This is a genomic window from Paraburkholderia sp. J94, assembly GCF_905220285.1.
Lineage (GTDB): Bacteria > Pseudomonadota > Gammaproteobacteria > Burkholderiales > Burkholderiaceae > Paraburkholderia > Paraburkholderia tropica_A.
The window spans coordinates 1-16,026 of record NZ_CAJMZH010000012.1; the positions used below are offsets into that span (position 1 = coordinate 1).

Annotated in this window: 12 protein-coding genes; 10 read left to right on the top strand and 2 right to left on the bottom strand. The window is 64.8% G+C overall.

Translation table 11 applies throughout. The features are described 5' to 3' along the window. Positions 1 to 107: 107 nt before the first annotated feature. Positions 108 to 1,301, bottom strand: a complete 1,194-nt coding sequence (locus U4Y88_RS24615) for a M20 aminoacylase family protein (RefSeq protein ID WP_321787091.1) — start codon at positions 1,299 to 1,301, stop codon at positions 108 to 110. Positions 1,302 to 1,470: 169 nt separating this feature from the next. Between U4Y88_RS24615 and U4Y88_RS24620 the strand changes: the two genes are divergently transcribed. Continuing rightward, positions 1,471 to 3,549, top strand: a complete 2,079-nt coding sequence (locus tag U4Y88_RS24620) for a molybdopterin oxidoreductase family protein (RefSeq protein ID WP_321787093.1) — start codon at positions 1,471 to 1,473, stop codon at positions 3,547 to 3,549. 124 nt (positions 3,550 to 3,673) lie between these two features. Next, positions 3,674 to 5,350, top strand: a complete 1,677-nt coding sequence (locus U4Y88_RS24625; protein WP_224010142.1) for a long-chain fatty acid--CoA ligase — start codon at positions 3,674 to 3,676, stop codon at positions 5,348 to 5,350. Positions 5,351 to 5,481: 131 nt separating this feature from the next. Here the strand turns inward: U4Y88_RS24625 and U4Y88_RS24630 are convergent, their stop codons facing one another. After that, positions 5,482 to 6,684, bottom strand: coding sequence for a porin (locus tag U4Y88_RS24630; RefSeq protein WP_224010144.1), 1,203 nt, complete (start codon positions 6,682 to 6,684; stop codon positions 5,482 to 5,484). Positions 6,685 to 7,062: 378 nt separating this feature from the next. Between U4Y88_RS24630 and coq7 the strand changes: the two genes are divergently transcribed. The 8 genes from coq7 (at position 7,063) to mraY (ending at position 15,986) form a co-directional block, all read left to right on the top strand. Continuing rightward, the gene (gene coq7, locus U4Y88_RS24635; protein ID WP_321787095.1) at positions 7,063 to 7,785 is read left to right on the top strand and encodes a 2-polyprenyl-3-methyl-6-methoxy-1,4-benzoquinone monooxygenase; all 723 of its coding nucleotides are present in this window, start codon (positions 7,063 to 7,065) and stop codon (positions 7,783 to 7,785) included. Between the two features lie 389 nt (positions 7,786 to 8,174). Next, entirely contained in the window at positions 8,175 to 8,603 is a 429-nt protein-coding gene (gene mraZ / locus U4Y88_RS24640; protein WP_224010148.1) for a division/cell wall cluster transcriptional repressor MraZ, read from the top strand. Positions 8,604 to 8,620: 17 nt separating this feature from the next. Next, a complete protein-coding gene (rsmH, locus tag U4Y88_RS24645) occupies positions 8,621 to 9,574 on the top strand; it encodes a 16S rRNA (cytosine(1402)-N(4))-methyltransferase RsmH (RefSeq protein WP_224010150.1) in 954 nt (317 codons plus the stop codon). Continuing rightward, the gene (gene ftsL / locus U4Y88_RS24650) at positions 9,571 to 9,927 is read left to right on the top strand and encodes a cell division protein FtsL (RefSeq protein WP_205994079.1); all 357 of its coding nucleotides are present in this window, start codon (positions 9,571 to 9,573) and stop codon (positions 9,925 to 9,927) included. Before rsmH ends, ftsL begins: the two co-directional genes overlap by 4 nt. Then, positions 9,924 to 11,813 (top strand): peptidoglycan D,D-transpeptidase FtsI family protein, encoded by a 1,890-nt coding sequence (locus U4Y88_RS24655; protein ID WP_224010155.1) that lies wholly within the window; start codon positions 9,924 to 9,926, stop codon positions 11,811 to 11,813. The genes ftsL and U4Y88_RS24655 overlap by 4 nt, the downstream gene beginning before the upstream one ends. Then, complete coding sequence (locus U4Y88_RS24660; protein ID WP_321787097.1) at positions 11,810 to 13,375, top strand: UDP-N-acetylmuramoyl-L-alanyl-D-glutamate--2,6-diaminopimelate ligase; 1,566 nt, start codon at positions 11,810 to 11,812, stop codon at positions 13,373 to 13,375. Before U4Y88_RS24655 ends, U4Y88_RS24660 begins: the two co-directional genes overlap by 4 nt. Continuing rightward, complete coding sequence (locus U4Y88_RS24665; protein ID WP_224010158.1) at positions 13,372 to 14,796, top strand: UDP-N-acetylmuramoyl-tripeptide--D-alanyl-D-alanine ligase; 1,425 nt, start codon at positions 13,372 to 13,374, stop codon at positions 14,794 to 14,796. Before U4Y88_RS24660 ends, U4Y88_RS24665 begins: the two co-directional genes overlap by 4 nt. Positions 14,797 to 14,816: 20 nt before the next feature. Further along, positions 14,817 to 15,986, top strand: a complete 1,170-nt coding sequence (mraY, locus tag U4Y88_RS24670) for a phospho-N-acetylmuramoyl-pentapeptide-transferase (RefSeq protein WP_065060430.1) — start codon at positions 14,817 to 14,819, stop codon at positions 15,984 to 15,986. Positions 15,987 to 16,026: the final 40 nt, after the last annotated feature.

Here is a 16,026-nt window from a genome sequence, read left to right on the forward strand (position 1 = left end):
TGTGTAAAGCGTGCGCCCAAAGAGCGTGTGAACACAGAAAGCACAAACAAAAAAGCCGCCCACCAAGGCGGCTTTTTGCTTTCCACGCTGACACCTCATCGCACCGCTCACTTCTGCGCGAGAAATTTCGTCGCTAACTGCACCCAGTACGACGATCCGACCGGCAGCAGCTGGTCGTTGAAGTCATAGCTCGCGTTGTGAAGCATGCACGGGCCGGCGCCATGTCCAGACTCGCGATGGCCGCCGTCGCCGTTGCCGAGAAACGCGTAGCAGCCCGGCTTTTCCAGCAGCATGAACGAGAAGTCCTCGGCGCCCATGGTCGGTTCCACGTTCGCGTCAACGCGGTCCGCGCCCACTACCTCGCGCATCACGTCGGCCGCGAATTGTGTTTCCGCGCTGCTGTTCACCGTCGGCGGATAGTTGCGATGGAACGTGATATCGACCGAGCACTCGTACGCATCGGCTGTGCTTTCGGCGATCTTGCGCAGCCGCGACTCGATCAGATCGAGCGTTTCCGTCGTGAACGTGCGCACCGTGCCGGCGATCCACGCCGTATTCGGCACCACGTTCACGGCATCGCCTGCATGAATCTGCGTGATCGACAGCACGGCGGTATCGAGCGGCTTCTTGTTGCGCGTGATGACGCTTTGCAGGCCGTTGGCGATCTGCACCGCGGTGAACACCGGATCGCGTCCGTTGTGCGGCAGGGCGGCGTGTGAGCCTACGCCTTTGATTTCGATGCGAAATTCGTTGCTCGATGCCATGATCGGTCCTTCGGTCACGCCGAAGAAACCAGCAGGCATGCCGGGCCAGTTATGAATGCCGAACACGGCATCGACGGGAAAGCGCGTGAAAAGACCCTCGTCGATCATCGCTTTCGCGCCCGCGCCGCCTTCTTCGGCGGGCTGAAAAATAAAGACGATAGTGCCGTCGAATTCGCCATGCTGGGCGAGATATTGAGCGGCGCCGAGCAGCATCGCCGTATGTCCGTCATGGCCGCACGCGTGCATCTTGCCGTCGTTGCGCGAGCGATGATCGAAGGTGTTGAGCTCCTGAATCGGCAGCGCGTCCATATCGGCGCGCAGGCCGATCGCGCGTGTGCCGTTGCCGCGTTTGAGCACGCCGACCACGCCCGTTTTGCCCAAACCCCGATGCACGTCGATGCCCCATTCGGCCAGTTTCGACGCCACGAGATCGGCGGTCTGGCTTTCTTCGTAGCGCAATTCAGGATGGGCGTGGATCGTTCGTCGTAGGCCCTGGATTTCGCCTTGGGCGGCCTGGATTTCCGGGATCAGTTTCATGGCGGGTAGTGCTCGAAAAGTGGGCGCCCGGCACCAGGGCCGGGTCTAGACGAACCATTCTACGCCGAAGCGTTTTTTTCGCGTTTCCGTACCCGGCGCGCCGCAGTTGGACGCGCCGCGCATAATAAAATCGCAGTCTCGACACCTCGTTGCACCCACGGAATTTTTCATGAACGCCCGAGCCGAATTTGCCCGCGCAGTCTGTCCCCACGACTGTCCCGACACCTGCGCGATGCGCGTAACCGTCGAGAACGGCAAGGCGACCAAGGTGAGCGGCGATCCCGATCACGCGCCGACGCAAGGCGTGTTGTGCACGAAGGTCACGCGCTATGCCGAGCGCGTGCACCATCCGAAGCGTCTGACGCAGCCGATGAAGCGTGTCGGCGCCAAGGGCGAGGGGCGTTTCGAGCCGATCAGCTGGGACGAGGCGAGCGCCATCGCGGCGGCGCGTCTCGGCGAGATCGCGCAGCGCGCGCCCGAGGCCATCCTGCCGTACAGCTACGCAGGAACGATGGGCCTCGTGCAAGGCGACAGCATCGCGCAACGCTTCTTTCACAAGCTCGGCGCATCGCGGCTCGATCGCGCGATTTGTGCGGCGGCGGGCGCGGCGGGCCTGCGCTACACGTACGGTTCGAGCCTCGGCATGCTCACCGAGCACTTCGCCGAAAGCGAAGTCATCCTGATCTGGGGCGCGAATCCGATCGCGTCGAATCTGCATTTCTGGACCCGCGCGCAGGAAGCGAAGCGCAACGGCGCGAAGCTGATCGCGATCGATCCGTACCGTTCGCTCACCGCCGAAAAGTGCCATCAGCACATCGCGCTGAAGCCCGGTACCGACGGCGCGCTCGCGCTCGGCATGATGCACGTGCTGATCACCGAAGACCGGCTCGATCACGATTACATCGCCGCGCACACGCATGGCTACGAGCAACTGAAGGCGCGTGCGCTGACCTATACGCCCGCGCGCGTCGCGCAGATTTGCGGCATCGAGGAACAGACGATTGTCGATCTCGCGCGTCTCTATGCATCGACGCGCAAGGTGGCGATCCGCATGAATTACGGCCTGCAACGCGTGCGCGGCGGCGGCAACGCGGTGCGCGCGATCGCCTGTCTGCCCGCGCTCACCGGCGCGTGGCGCGAGCGTGCGGGCGGCGTGCTGCTGTCGTCGTCGGGTTGGGCGCCGGTCGATGCGAACGCGCTCCAGCGTCCCGACCTGATCCCTGGTTGGCCGAAGCATCAGCCGCGCATCGTCAACATGAACCAGATCGGCGACGCGCTCACGCACCCGGGCGACGCCGCATTCGGTCCGAAGATCGAAGCGGTGGTCGTCTATAACTCGAATCCGGTCGCTGTTGCGCCGGACTCCGCGAAGGTCGCGGCCGGCTTCGCGCGCGAGGATCTGTTCACGATCGTGCTCGAACAGTTCCAGACCGATACCGCCGATTACGCCGATCTGCTGCTGCCCGCGACCACGCAGCTCGAACACCTCGACGTCCACAAGTCCTACGGCCACACCCACGTGATGGCGAATCTGCCCGCGATCGCGCCGGTGGGCGACGCGCGGCCGAACACGGAAATCTTCCGCACGATCGCGCGCGCGATGGGCCTGACCGAGCCCGCGCTGTTCGAGAGCGACGAAGAGGTGGCGTCGTGCGCCTTCGACTGGCGCGATCCGGCCTTTGACGGCGCGACCTGGGACACGCTCAAGCAGAACGCGTGGATCAAGCTCGATATCGCCGACGCGCCGTTCGCGAACGGCGGTTTCCGCACGCCCACGGGCAAGTGCGAGTTCTATAGCGAGGCGCTCGCGCAAGCCGGCCTCGATCCGCTGCCTGACTATCTGCCGCCGCACGAATCGGCCGACGGCGCGCCGGAACTCGCGGCGCGTTATCCGTTGGCGATGATCTCGCCGCCCGCGCGCAACTTCCTCAACAGCACTTTCGTGAACGTCGAAAGTCTGCGCGCGACCGAGGGCGAACCGCACGTCGATCTCAATCCCGCCGACGCCGGTCTGCGCAATATCGCCGATGGCGATCAGATCCGCGTCTTCAACGATCGCGGTTCGATGCAGGCGCGCGCACGCGTGTCCGAACGCGCGCGCGAAGGTCTCGTGGTCGGTCTGTCGATCTGGTGGAAGAAGCTCGCACCCGACGGCCGCAACGCCAACGAGGTGACGAGCCAGGCGCTCACCGACCTCGGTAATTCGGCGACGTTCTACGACTGCCTCGTCGAAGTCGAACGCGCGTAAACCCTGGCCGGAAGGGTTCGAGTGCACTTTCTAACTCGCTGATTCCCGTAAGAAAAACACGGTCGCCGTGCTACGATCCATTTTTTAGCACGACCATTCGAAAATATAGAGGAGGAGACGCCGCATGGAAAAGGTCTGGCTGAAATCGTACCCGCCGGGCGTGCCCGCCGAGATCGACGCGAGCCAATACGCGTCCATCACGGCGCTGCTCGCGGAGAGTTTCAATGCGAACCGTGCGAAGCCCGCGTTCGCCTGCATGGGCAAGGCCATCACCTACGGGCAGCTCGACGAGCTGTCGAAGCGGCTCGCCGCCTGGTTCCAGTCGCGCGGCATCGCGCCCGGCGCGCGCATCGCCATCATGATGCCCAACGTGCTGCAGTATCCGGTCGCGCTCGCCGCGATCCTGCGCGCGGGCTACGTGGTCGTGAACGTCAATCCGCTCTACACGCCGCGCGAACTCGAGCATCAGCTCAAGGACAGCGGCGCCGAAGCAATCATCATCCTTGAGAACTTTGCCAACACGCTCCAGGCCGTGATCGCGCAAACGCGCGTGAAGCATGTCGTGGTGGCGTCGATGGGCGATCTGCTCGGCGCGGCGAAGGGCTTCATCGTCAACTTCGTCGTGCGCAACGTGAAGAAGATGGTGCCCGAGTGGAGCCTGCCGGGCCACGTGCCGTTCAACGCCGCGCTCGCGGCCGGCGCGCGTCAGACCTTCAAGCCCGTCGAGCAGAAGCCCGACGACATCGCGTTCCTCCAGTACACGGGCGGCACGACCGGCGTGTCGAAGGGCGCGACGCTGCTGCATCGCAACCTCATCGCCAACGTGCTGCAATCGGCCGCGTGGACCGAGCCCGCGCTCTCGCGCCTGCCCGCGGGCGCGCAGCCGGTCACGGTCGCGGCGCTGCCGCTTTATCACGTGTTCGCGCTGACCGTTTGCGGTCTGCTGACGATGCGCACGGGCGGCCTCGCGATCCTGATTCCGAATCCGCGCGACATCGCGGGCATGATCAAGGAACTGCACGGCTACGCGATCACGACGTTCCCGGCGGTCAACACGCTCTATAACGCGATCCTCAATCATCCCGATTTCGACAAGCTCGACTTCTCGCATCTGCTGGTCGCGAACGGCGGCGGCATGGCCGTGCAGGAAGCGGTGGCGAAGCGCTGGTACGAGCGCACGCAGACGCCGATCGTCGAAGGTTATGGGTTGTCCGAAACATCGCCGAGCGTGACCTGCAATCCGACCACGGCCACCGAGTACACGGGCACGATCGGGCTGCCGCTGCCGTCCACGGAAATCTCGATTCGCGACGACGACGGCAACGAACTGCCGATCGGCGAGGCGGGCGAGATCTGCATTCGCGGGCCGCAGGTGATGGCGGGCTACTGGCAGCGTCCCGAAGAAACCGCGAAGGTCATGACGGCCGACGGCTTCTTCAAGTCGGGCGACGTCGGCGTGATGAACACGCGCGGCTATATCAAGCTGGTCGACCGCAAGAAGGACATGATTCTGGTCTCGGGCTTCAACGTCTATCCGAACGAAGTCGAGGACGTGGTCGCGAAGCTGCCGGGCGTGTTCGAGGTGGCGGCCGTGGGCGTGCCCGATCAGCACTCGGGCGAGGCGGTGAAGCTCTATATCGTGAAGAAGGACCCGGCGCTCACCGACAAGGAGGTGTTCGATTACTGCAAGACGCAGCTTACGGGCTACAAGCGTCCGAAGCTGATCGAGTTCCGCACCGATCTGCCGAAGAGTAACGTCGGCAAGATCCTGCGCCGCGAACTGCGGGACGCGCGCGTGTAATTCGTCGAGACTTTGTCGTGACAAAGGCCTGCCCGAAACGGCGGGCCTTTTTCTTTTGGCTCGCGCCTCGCTCGCGCGCCAAAGAAAAAAGGCGCCCGGAGGCGCCTTCGAGACTACTACGGCTTTTCTTCTTAGAACTTGTGACGGATACCGACGCGGGCCGTGAACTGGTTCTGGTTCGACGAACCCGTCAGGCCGTTGATGTTGGCCGTCGCGTCGACGGTCTGACCTGCGTAGTTCAGCGTCTCGCCCAGCGCGTGCTGGTACACGCCGATCAGGTAGACGTCGGTGCGCTTCGACAGGAAGTAGTCGACGCCGACTGCGCCCTGATGGTACTGGGCACGCGATGCGCCGTTGATCGACGCGCCGCGCGTGTAGTCGTACGCTGCGCCCACCAGCAGAGCCGGCGTGAGCTGGTACTTGAAGTTCGCTTCGACGTTGTTGAACGTCGCCGACTGGCCGCGGTACGCGTTGATGGCCGCGTTGGTGTACGACGAGCCGAGGTTCGCGAAGCGGATGTTCGAATACGTCAGGCCGAAGGTGGCCGCGCCGAACGTGTACGCACCGCCCGCACCGACGACCTGGTACGTGTTGGCCGAAGCGAAGCCCGAGTAGACCGCCGAGGTCACGGCGTAGCCCGAAGCCGCGGCGCCGGTGTTCGCGGCGATCGTGCCGCCGTTGTTGAACAGACCGCCCGAAGCTGCCGGCGTGCGTGCGTTCAAATAGCCGACGCCGAGGGACAGCGGGCCGTTGTTGTAGCCGGCGCCCAGCGACCAGATCTGGTTGTGCGTGAAGTCGCCCGCCGTGCCGCCGAAGCTGTACGTGCCGCCGAAGGTCAGACCCGAGTAGTTCGTGCTGGTGAACTTGATCGTGTTGTTGGTGCGGTACGCGTTGTTGAAGTTGTCGATGTCGCCCGGGTGAGCGGCGATGTAGCCGCCCCACTGGTCGCCCGCTTCGAGCGGACCGACATAGTCGACGACGGAGTCGTACTGACGGCCCAGCGTGACCGTGCCGAACTGCGAGTTGCTCAGGCCGACGTAGGCTTGACGGCCGAACATCAGGCCACCTTGACCGAGCTTGCCGTTGTTCACGTCGAAACCGTTTTCGAGCACGAAGACCGCCTTCAGGCCGCCGCCGAGATCTTCAGCGCCGCGCAGGCCGAAACGGCTGCCTTGCAACACGCCGCTCGAGAGGTTGTACAGGTGCTTGCCACCCGAGTTCGTGTTGAGGTTGAAACCTTCGTCGATGATGCCGTACAGCGTGACGCTGCTCTGTGCGTGAGCAACACCCGCGAACGCGCCCAGCGCAGCCAGCGCGAGAAGCGACTTCTTCATTGAATGATCTCCAGTATTTATGAATCTTTTATGCGTCTTTTTACAAGGCCGATTCTTATGTAGTGCGATTTGTCTTGCTGGGGCCTTGCTGTCTAACTTCGCGAGAAGTTGGGGCTAATGTAACAAAAGGGATATGGGTGACAAAGGAAAAGCCGGGACGCTTCTAAGTACCTGTTTCGTTTACACAACATGGCTTAGAATATGCGCCGGGTATCGGCGCAGCCCCCGATTGACGGCGCTGCGCGAGTTCCTGTAGGGCTTTATAACGGCCGGTCGGTCGGCTTATGCGAGAGGCGTTTTTTGGGCGTTTCGCGCCATGTCGCCGATCAACTGGTTCGTGTTTTCGTGCATTCTGTGGCGCGCAAGGAGGAAGGTTGGATGACGCTTGACGAGTTGATTACCGAATTCGATCGGGGCCTGCGCTCGATTACTGGCGTGTCGCGCATGTCGCGGCCGATTCCCCAGCCTTCGGCCGCGTCCCTCGCTGCCGCACACTCCAGCACGGCCGCGCAAGACGTCGCGCACGCAGCCGGCGACGAATCCGAAGTCGCCGGCGTGCCGGTCGTCCCTGTCGCGCCGACCGAACTCACGGCCGCCGAGCGCTCGCATGCCGCGGGCCTCATGCGCGTGAACCACGTCGGCGAAGTGTGCGCCCAGGCGCTCTATCAGGCGCAGAAGATCGCCACGCGCTCGCCGTCGCTGAAGGCCGCCTTCGACCACGCCGCGCAGGAAGAGGAAGATCACCTCGCCTGGACCGCGCGCCGCCTCGAAGCGCTCGATTCGCGTCCGAGCCTGCTCAATCCGCTCTGGTATGCGGGCGCGCTCGCGATCGGTTTCGCGGCGGGCCGTCTGGGCGACAAGATCAGCCTCGGCTTCATGGCCGAAACCGAGCGCCAGGTCGAGCATCACCTGGACAGCCACCTCGACGCCTTGCCGCCCGCCGATCTCGAATCGCGTGCCATCGTCGAGCAGATGCGCATCGACGAAATCGCGCACGCCCGCTCGGCCACCGACCTCGGCGGCATCGAACTGCCGTTGCCGATGCGCTCGCTGATGCGCGCCGCATCGAAAGTCATGACGCGCACGGCCTACTACATCTAGTCTTTTTGCGCGGGCGGGTGGGAGACACCGGTCCGCGCGATTTCCGCCCTTTTAGCGCTTTACGCCCTCGGCTTTAATTCCCGCCAACTCCCCGCACCACCTGGATTTTCACCGCGTATTTCACGTATCACCTTCACAACCTGCGTTAGCTCATTCATTCATAACGGTTTTTGGCTTTGCGCCTGACTTGAACAAGTACCGCTAAGTCCTTGTTCTAGCGGATAAATTTCGTCAAAAAACGCGCCAGCCACCTTGACCCTCGTGGGGCCTTCCTCTAAAGTGGGAGACAGTGTGAGAAAGTGTATTTTTGTGTGATTCCAGATACGTATTCGGGTAAATTTCCTGAGATTTAGACGGGCGGCGATCGGCGCCGCGCGAGGGGGAGCAAATTGTTCCAGGGGGCGTCGGCGCTGACACTCGATGCGAAAGGACGGATGTCGATTCCGTCTCGCTATCGGGACGCGCTGCAACAACAGGCAGAAGGCCGGGTGACGATCACCAAGCACCCGGACGGCTGCCTGTTGCTATTTCCGCGCCCCGAATGGGAAGTCTTCCGCGCCAAAGTCGCCGGATTGCCGATGGACGCTCACTGGTGGCGTCGTATTTTTCTCGGTAATGCGTCCGACGTCGACCTCGACAGCGCGGGCCGCGTGCTCGTCTCTCCCGAATTACGTCTCGCAGCAGGTATGGAAAAGGAAGTCATGCTGCTTGGCATGGGTAGTCATTTTGAGTTGTGGGATGCGCAAACCTACGCCGCCAAGGAACAGGCGGCCATGGCCCAAGGCATGCCCGACGCCTTGAAGAATTTCACGTTCTGATCGCGGTTTAAAACGCTATGGCATCTGCGATGGGACAAGGATTGCAGCATCGCACGGTGCTGCTCGATGAAGCGGTCGATGCGCTCGTGACGCGCGCGGACGGCGTCTATGTGGACGGCACGTTCGGTCGCGGCGGGCACAGTCGCGCGGTTCTCGGCCGGCTTTCCGAAGCCGGGCGTCTGATCGCGTTCGACAAAGACCCGCTGGCGATCGCCACTGCCGAACAGGTGGGCGACGCGCGGTTCTCGATCGTGCACGAGAGTTTTGCTTCACTGCGCGACGCGATGGCGGAGCGCGGGGTAGGGCGTGTGTCGGGGATTTTGCTGGACCTGGGCGTGTCGTCGCCGCAAATCGACGACCCGGAGCGCGGTTTCAGTTTCCGCGCCAATGGCCCGCTCGACATGCGGATGGACCCGACGCGCGGCGAGTCTGCCGCTGACTGGCTCGCGCGGGCCACGTTGCAGGAACTGACGGAGGTGATTCGAGATTATGGGGAAGAACGGTTTGCTTTTCAGATTGCAAAGGCGCTTGTTGCTCGCCGGGCAGAGTCCGACCGTCTCGGGCCTCTCGACAGCACGGGCGAGCTTGCCCAAATCGTGGCTAACGCCGTCAAAACCCGTGAGAAGGGTAAGGACCCGGCAACCCGCACCTTTCAAGCTATACGGATTCACGTCAATCAAGAGCTTGCGGAGCTGCAGGTCGTTCTAGAAGCAGCGCTGTCGTTGCTGGAGCAGGGAGGGCGGCTCGTGGTCATCAGCTTCCATTCGCTGGAAGACCGAATCGTGAAGCGGTTCATGCAGGCGCACGCCACCGCGCCCGCGATCGATCGCCGCTTGCCGATCCGCGCCGTCGACCTGCCCAGCCCGCCGTTGAAGCTGCTCGGCCGCGTGTTCGCGAGCGACGAGGAAGTCGCCGCGAACCCGCGTTCCCGCTCGGCCGTGATGCGCATCGCGGAGCGCGTCACGCCATGAACCGCCTGAACATCTTCCTGCTGATCGTCGTCATGGGTTGCGCGTTGTCGGTCGTCAACGCCACCAATCAGCAGCGTCAGATCTTCATTCAGTTGCAACGCGCGCAGTCGCAGGAGCGTCAGCTCCAGCAGGACTACGCACAACTTCAGTATCAGCAGAGCGCGCTGTCCAGAACGTCGCGCGTCGAACAGATCGCTACCGATTCGCTCAAGATGCAGCCCGTGACGACCGGACGCACGCAATACCTGACGCTCGCACCGGGCGCGGCCACCGCTGTGGACGCGCCCGTGCCGACGTCCGCGCCGGCGCAGGGTGCGGCTGCGGCCGCCAACCGCCGCGGAGGCGCGCGATGAAAAAGGGCAACAGCCGCAAGAGCGTCGCCTTCACCGCGAATCCCATTCTCTCCGTGCGCCTGCCGATGTGGCGCTCGAAGCTCGTCGTCTTCATGCTGTTCATGGCGTTCGTCGCGCTCGCCGCGCGCGCGTTCTGGATCCAGGGTCCGGGCAACGCCTTCTATCAGAAGCAGGGCGAAAGCCGCTATCAGCGCACCATCGAACTGCCCGCCACGCGCGGCAAGATTCTCGACCGCAATGGCCTCGTGCTCGCCACGAGCCTGCCCGTGCGCGCGATCTGGGCGATTCCCGAAGCCGTGCCCGACGACCTCGGCGCCGACAAGCTCGCCCAGCTCGGCAAGCTGCTCGGCATGACGCAGCAGGAACTGCGCAAGAAGCTCTCGGAAGACAAGACCTTCGTCTACGTGAAGCGTCAGGTGCCGCTCGACGTCGCGCAGCAGGTCACGGCGCTCGACATCCCCGGCATCTATCAGCGCAACGAATACAAACGTTTCTACCCGGAAGGCGACGTCACGGCCCACTTGATCGGCTTCACCAATGTGGAAGACGAAGGGCAGGAAGGCGTCGAGCTTAGCGATCAGAAAATTCTTGCCGGCATGCCCGGCATTCGTCACGTCATCAAGGACCGCATGGGCCATATCGTCGAAGACGTCGACGAAACGGTCGTGCCCCACGATGGTACGGACGTCGAACTGTCGATCGACAGCAAGATCCAGTTCATCGCCTATTCGAACCTGAAGGCCGCGGTCGAGAAGTTCAAGGCCAAGGCCGGCGCGGCGATGGTGGTGGACGTGCGCACGGGCGAAGTGCTCGCGCTCGTCAATTACCCCACGTACAACCCGAACGACCGCTCGCACCTCACGGGCGAGCAGCTGCGCAACCGCATTCTCACCGACGTGTTCGAGCCGGGCTCGATCATGAAGCCGTTCACGGTGTCGCTGGCCCTCGATTTGCACCGCGTCTCGCCGACTACACTGGTGGATACGGGCGCGGGCCACTTCACGCTCGACGGCGCGACCATCACGGACGACGCCGGTTTCGGCGTTTTGACGGTGGGCGGCGTGATCCAGAAGTCGTCGAACATCGGCGCGACCAAGATCGCGATGACGCTGCGGCCCGAAGAAATGTGGAACATGTACACCAGTATCGGTCTCGGGCAAGCGCCGAAGGTCGGGTTCCCCGGCGCGGCGCCTGGCCGCCTGCGTCCGTGGAAAAGCTGGCGCCGCATCGAGCAGGCGACCATGTCCTACGGCTACGGTCTGTCGGTGTCGCTGTTCCAGCTCGCGCGCGCCTACACGGCCATCGCGCACGATGGCCAGATCCTGCCCGTGACGATCTTCCGCCATCCGGGCGACGATCAGCCCGTGGTCGGCACCCAGGTGTTCGCGCCCACCACGGCGCGCGAAGTGCGCACGATGCTCGAAAGCGTGGTGTCGAAGGACGGCACCTCGCCGGACGCAGCGGTGCCCGGCTATCGCGTGGGCGGCAAGTCCGGCACGGCGTACAAGCACGGCCCGCACGGCTACGACCACTCGAAGTACCGCGCGTCGTTCGTCGGCATGGCGCCGATGCCGAATCCGCGCATCGTGGTGGCGGTCACGGTCGACGAGCCGACGGCGGGCAGCCACTTCGGCGGCGCGGTGTCGGGTCCGGTGTTCTCGGGCATCGTCGGCGACACCTTGCGCTCGCTCAACGTACCGCCGGATATGCCGGTCAAGCAGCTCGTGGTCTCGGATGATAGCGCCTCCGCGCCGGCCGCCTCGAACGCGCCCGCCGGTCCCACGAAGCGCGTCGCGAGTGCGGCGCCTGCCATGAAAACCCCTGTCGGCGCGCATCACATGACTGTCGCCGACAACGCGAAAAACCGTCCCGGAGTCGTCCGATGAGCGCCACGCGCAATCAGCATCCCGCGCACCGGCAGATCGCGGACGCGCTCGCCTGGCTGCGTGCGCGCGTCGCGCCCGCCGCCAATCTGCACGCCGACACGCGTTCGCTCCAGCCGGGCGACGTGTTCCTCGCCTACGCCGTCGAAGGTGCGGACAACCGCTCGCACGTCGAAAACGCGCTCGCGCGCGGCGCGGCGGCGGTCGTCTATCAGCCGGAAGGCTATGCCGGCGCGTTCGATTTTTCGCAGGCGCCGAACGCGCTCGCCGTGCCGCAGCTCGACGCGCTCGCGGGCGAGATCGCGAGCGGCTGGTACGGCGATCCGAGCGACGCCATGCTCGTGGTCGGCGTGACCGGCACGAACGGCAAGACCTCGTGCAGCCAGTGGGTCGCCGCCGCGCTCACGGCCATCTGCCAGAAGTGCGCGATCGTCGGCACGCTCGGCAGCGGCTTCGTCGGCCAGCTCGTGCATACCGGTTTCACGACGCCCGACGCGCCGCAATTGCAGCGCTCGCTCGCGCAACTGCAACAGTCGGGTGCGAAGGCCGTCGCGATGGAAGTGTCGTCGCACGCGCTGCATCAGGGCCGCGTGAACGGCACGTCGTTCGACGTCGCCGTGTTCACGAATCTCACGCAGGATCATCTCGATTACCACCACACCTTCGAGGCGTACGAAGCCGCGAAGGCGCGTCTGTTCGCGTGGCCGGGTCTGCGCGCGGCCGTCATCAACGCCGACGACGCGGCGGGCCGCCGCCTGATCGCCGCCACGCGCGGCGCGGCGCGCACGATCGCGTACGGCGTGGAAACGCCCGCCGCCGATGCGCCGGTCGCCGACGCCTGGCTGCGCGCCACGAACGTGCGCGCGACCGCCACGGGCACCGCGTTCCATCTGGAAACGTCCGACTGGGGCGAGGCCAACGTCGAAGTGCAGACGCTCGGTCTCTTCAACGTCAGTAATCTGCTCGGCGTGCTCGGCGCGCTGCTGGCGGCGAACGTGCCGCTCATCGCGGCGCTCAACGAAATCGCGAAGCTGCAGCCGGTGAACGGCCGCATGGAACGACTCGGCGGACGCACCGATCACGACGAGCCGCTCGTGGTGATCGACTACGCGCACACGCCCGACGCGCTCGAAAAAACGCTCGACGCGCTGCGCCCGATCGCGGCGGCGCGCGGCGGCCAGCTCGTCTGCATGTTCGGCTGCGGCGGCGACCGCGACGCCACCAAGCGTCCGCTGATGGGTGCGATCGCCGAGCGTCTCGCCGATCAGGTGGTGGTGACGAGCGACAACCCGCGCAGCGAATCGCCCGCGGCGATCATCGACCAGATCGTCGGTGGCATGCGCGAGGCCGCGAAGGCGCGCCGCATCGAGGACCGTGCGAGCGCGATCCTGCAGGCGGTGCGCGGCGCGGCGAAGGAAGACGTCATCGTGCTGGCCGGCAAGGGGCACGAGGCAACTCAGGAAATCATGGGCAAGAAGCGCGCGTTCTCCGACCAGGACCACGCGCGCCTTGCTCTCGCAGCCCGTCCGACTTCCGATCGGCATGGGCGCGGAGGTGGTGAATGACAATGCTTTCCCTGCGCGAAGCGGCAGCGCTGATTCCCGGCGCGAGTGTGCTCGGCGACGAGAACGCCACGTTCGCGCGCATCTCGACCGACAGCCGCACGACCGGTCCCGGCGACCTTTTCGTGGCGCTCAAGGGCGACCGCTTCGACGCGCACGACTTCCTGCCCGAAGTGGCGGGCCGTCACGTAAGCGCGGCGCTCGTCTCGCGCAGCCCCGGCGACTGGCGCATTCCGGCGCTGCGCGTGGACGACACGCGCACGGCGCTGGGCGCGCTCGCGCTCGGCTGGCGTCGTCGCTTCACGCTGCCGCTCGTCGCGGTCACGGGCAGCAACGGCAAGACCACGGTCAAGGAAATGATCGCGTCGATCTTCGCGGCGGCGGTCGGCGCCGAAGCGCGTCTGGCGACCGCGGGCAATCTGAACAACGACATCGGCGTGCCGCTCACGCTGCTGCGTCTGAACGCCTCGCACAAGCTGGCGGTGGTCGAGCTGGGCATGAATCATCCGGGTGAAACCGAGCTGCTCGCGAAGTTCGCGGAGCCGACCGTCGCCGTGGTGAACAACGCGCAGCGCGAGCACCAGGAATTCATGGCGACGGTGGAAGCCGTCGCGCTCGAACACGCGAGCGTGATTCACGCGCTCAAGCCCGAAGGCACGGCCGTGTTTCCCGCCGACGACGCCTACGCAGGCATCTGGCGCGTGGCGGCCACCGGCTCGAAAATTCTCGATTTCGCGCTGCATACCGATGAACGCGCAGTCGATGCCGCGGTCACAGGCAAGCTGGTGAGCGCGTCGCGTCTCGCCATCGCCACGCCCGACGGTCATCTCGAAGTCGAATTGCAGGTGCTCGGCGCGCACAACGCGCACAACGCGCTCGCGGCCACGGCGGCGGCGCTCGCGTCTGGCGTGTCGTTCGACGCGATCCGGCGCGGCCTCGAAGCGTTCGAGCCCGTGAAGGGCCGTCTGCAGGTGAAGCGCGCGGCGGGTCACGTCGCGGGCAATCTCGCGGGCGCCGTCGTGATCGACGACACCTACAACGCGAATCCCGATTCCGTGCGCGCGGCCATCGACGTGCTGGCGGCGCAGGCTGCGCCGCGCGTGCTGGTGCTCGGCGACATGGGCGAAGTCGGCGACGACGGCCCGGCGTTCCACCGCGAGGTGGGCGCGTACGCGAAAGAGCGCGGCATCGACGCGCTCTACACGCTCGGCGACGCGGCGCGCGACATCACGGCGGCATTCGGCGCAGGCGCGCTGCACGCCGCCGACGCGAACGCGCTCGTGAGCGCACTCGTGGGCGCGGGCTACGGCCCGGGCGCCACGATCCTCGTGAAAGGCTCGCGCTTCATGCAGATGGAGCGCGTGGTGGCCGCACTCACGAATCCGCAAACCCCTGCACCGGACGCAGCGTCCGGCGCGCACTGAAATACGAAGGAATACAAGGCATGCTACTGGCGCTGGCGCAATGGCTGCAGAATGACGCAAGCTTCTTGCGCGTGTTCAGTTATCTGACGTTCCGTGCGGTGATGGCGACCATCACCGCAATGGGTATTGGTTTGTTCTTCGGCCCGTACGTGATCCGCAAGCTCACGGCGATGAAGGTCGGTCAGGCGGTGCGCAAGGACGGCCCGCAGACCCACCTCGTGAAGTCGGGCACGCCCACCATGGGCGGCGTGCTGATTCTCATCGGCATCGCGGTGTCCACGCTGCTGTGGGGCGACCTCACGAACCGCTTCATCTGGATCGTGATGCTCGTGACGTTCGGCTTCGGCGCGATCGGCTGGGTCGACGACTATCGCAAGGTCGTCTACAAGGATCCGCGCGGCATGTCCTCGCGCGAGAAGTATTTCTGGCAGTCGGTGATCGGCCTGTTCGCGGCGGTGTATCTCGCGTTCAGCGTGTCCGAAGCGAGCAACGTGCGCGTGTTCGACCTCTTCATGGCGTGGGTGCGCAGCGGCCTCTCGATGGGCCTGCCCGCACGCGCCGACCTGCTGCTGCCGTTCCTCAAGTCGATCAGCTATCCGCTCGGCGTGTGGGGCTTCATCGCGCTCACGTATTTCGTGATCGTCGGCGCGAGCAACGCCGTGAATCTCACCGACGGCCTCGACGGCCTCGTGATCATGCCGGTCGTGCTCGTGGGCGCGTCGCTCGGCGTGTTCGCCTACGTGATGGGCAGCTCGGTCTACTCGAAATACCTGCTGTTCCCGCACATTGCGGGCGCGGGCGAACTGCTGATCTTCTGCTCGGCGATGGGCGGAGCAGGGCTCGCATTCCTCTGGTTCAACACGTATCCCGCACAGGTGTTCATGGGCGACGTCGGCGCGCTCGCGCTCGGCGGCGCGCTCGGCACGGTCGCGGTGATCGTGCGTCAGGAAATCGTGCTGTTCATCATGGGCGGCATCTTCGTCGCGGAAACGCTCTCCGTGATGTTGCAGGTCACCTGGTTCAAGTACACGAAAAAGCGTTATGGCGAAGGCCGCCGCATCTTCAAGATGGCGCCGCTGCATCACCATTTCGAGCTGTCGGGCTGGAAAGAGACGCAGGTTGTCGTGCGTTTCTGGGTCATTACGCTGATGCTGTGCCTGATCGGTCTGTCGACGCTCAAGCTGCGCTGATCGGCAGAAGCAGGACGCAACACTCTTTGGTCATCTGGTT

Bases quoted from the DNA above. Each gene is read 5' to 3' on its own strand.
- U4Y88_RS24615 (WP_321787091.1), bottom strand. From the start codon at position 1,301: ATGAAACTGATCCCGGAAATCCAGGCCGCCCAAGGCGAAATCCAGGGC.
- U4Y88_RS24620 (WP_321787093.1), top strand. From the start codon at position 1,471: ATGAACGCCCGAGCCGAATTTGCCCGCGCAGTCTGTCCCCACGACTGT.
- U4Y88_RS24625 (WP_224010142.1), top strand. From the start codon at position 3,674: ATGGAAAAGGTCTGGCTGAAATCGTACCCGCCGGGCGTGCCCGCCGAG.
- U4Y88_RS24630 (WP_224010144.1), bottom strand. From the start codon at position 6,684: ATGAAGAAGTCGCTTCTCGCGCTGGCTGCGCTGGGCGCGTTCGCGGGT.
- coq7 (WP_321787095.1), top strand. From the start codon at position 7,063: ATGACGCTTGACGAGTTGATTACCGAATTCGATCGGGGCCTGCGCTCG.
- rsmH (WP_224010150.1), top strand. From the start codon at position 8,621: ATGGCATCTGCGATGGGACAAGGATTGCAGCATCGCACGGTGCTGCTC.
- ftsL (WP_205994079.1), top strand. From the start codon at position 9,571: ATGAACCGCCTGAACATCTTCCTGCTGATCGTCGTCATGGGTTGCGCG.
- U4Y88_RS24655 (WP_224010155.1), top strand. From the start codon at position 9,924: ATGAAAAAGGGCAACAGCCGCAAGAGCGTCGCCTTCACCGCGAATCCC.
- U4Y88_RS24660 (WP_321787097.1), top strand. From the start codon at position 11,810: ATGAGCGCCACGCGCAATCAGCATCCCGCGCACCGGCAGATCGCGGAC.
- U4Y88_RS24665 (WP_224010158.1), top strand. From the start codon at position 13,372: ATGACAATGCTTTCCCTGCGCGAAGCGGCAGCGCTGATTCCCGGCGCG.
- mraY (WP_065060430.1), top strand. From the start codon at position 14,817: ATGCTACTGGCGCTGGCGCAATGGCTGCAGAATGACGCAAGCTTCTTG.